The sequence below is a fragment of the Mesorhizobium kowhaii genome (genome assembly GCF_042431665.1).
Taxonomy (GTDB): domain Bacteria; phylum Pseudomonadota; class Alphaproteobacteria; order Rhizobiales; family Rhizobiaceae; genus Mesorhizobium; species Mesorhizobium kowhaii.
In genome coordinates, this window is record NZ_JBHLYT010000210.1 from 1 (window position 1) to 1,078 (window position 1,078).

The 1,078-nt window shown below is 63.0% G+C and carries 2 protein-coding genes; both read left to right on the forward strand.

Annotated features, from left to right (window positions below; genetic code table 11):
* Window positions 1–19 precede the first annotated feature (19 nt).
* The gene (locus ACFFNA_RS39430; protein ID WP_378925705.1) at window positions 20–901 is read left to right on the forward strand and encodes an ABC transporter permease; all 882 of its coding nucleotides are present in this window, start codon (window positions 20–22) and stop codon (window positions 899–901) included.
* Window positions 877–1,078, forward strand: a 202-nt coding sequence (locus ACFFNA_RS39435; RefSeq protein WP_378925703.1) for an ATP-binding cassette domain-containing protein, incomplete at its 3' end; no start/stop codon positions are given. The genes ACFFNA_RS39430 and ACFFNA_RS39435, both read left to right, overlap by 25 nt.

Genomic DNA, 1,078 nt, shown 5'->3' on the forward strand with positions numbered 1-1,078 from the left:
AAGACTGGAGACGACGCAGATGAACGCATTCTCACACCCCGCCGCGGTTGCGCCCACCATTGGGTATGCATCTGATGAAAGGGCGTTGATCCCGCCCGCCGTAAAGCCCCGCAAGACCGGGACGAGGCGTCGCCTGGCGCTTGGGCGTGCGATCCCGTTTGGCGCGCTGGTTGGGCCCGCACTTCTTCTTGTGGTCTGGTCCATCGGCAGTGTCGCCGGCCTGATCGATCCAAGAACGCTGCCGGCGCCTTGGTCAGTTGTCGGCACCGCCGTCGATCTTATCGCAGAAGGCAAGCTTCAGGGTCATCTGATGACGTCTGCCTGGCGGGCGGCGCAGGGGCTGGTGTTCGGCGTACTGATCGGGACCGTGCTTGCCCTCATTTCAGGGTTGTCCCGGCTTGGCGAAGCGATCATCGACGGTCCCGTTCAGATCAAGCGGGCGATCCCGACGCTCGCCCTGATCCCGTTGCTGATGCTGTGGTTCGGCATCGGCGAGGGCATGAAAGTGACGACGATCGCGCTGGCTGTCCTGATCCCGGTCTATATCCAGACCCACAGCAGCTTGCGCAGCATAGACAGCCGTTATGTCGAATTGGCCCAGACCCTGCGAATGGGCTATGGCGAATTCATCCGCGAGGTCATCCTGCCAGGCGCCCTGCCCGGCTTCTTCCTGGGCCTGCGTTTCGCGGTGACCTATGCCTGGCTGTCCCTGGTGGTGGTCGAACAGGTCAATGCCACGAGCGGCATCGGCTATATGATCGATCTCGCACGCAACTACGGCCAGACCGACATCGTCATCGTGGGCCTCGTCCTCTACGCGCTGCTCGGTCTCGCCTCAGACGGCATCGTCAGCTTCTTCCAGGAAAGGTCGCTGTCATGGCGTCGCACCTTGGCGGATTGAGCGGCGCGCCCGTCGTGCGGGTCGAGAGCCTTGTCAGAAGCTTCGGGCCGCGAACCATTCTCGACGGGCTCACCCTCGACATCGACAAGGGGGAGTTCGTCGCCCTTCTCGGCCGTAGCGGATCGGGCAAGAGTACGTTGCTGCGCGCGCTCGCGGATCTCGATGACAAAGTATCCG

Coding starts and splice junctions, on each gene's coding strand:
- ACFFNA_RS39430 (WP_378925705.1), top strand. CDS start 20: ATGAACGCATTCTCACACCCCGCCGCGGTTGCGCCCACCATTGGGTAT.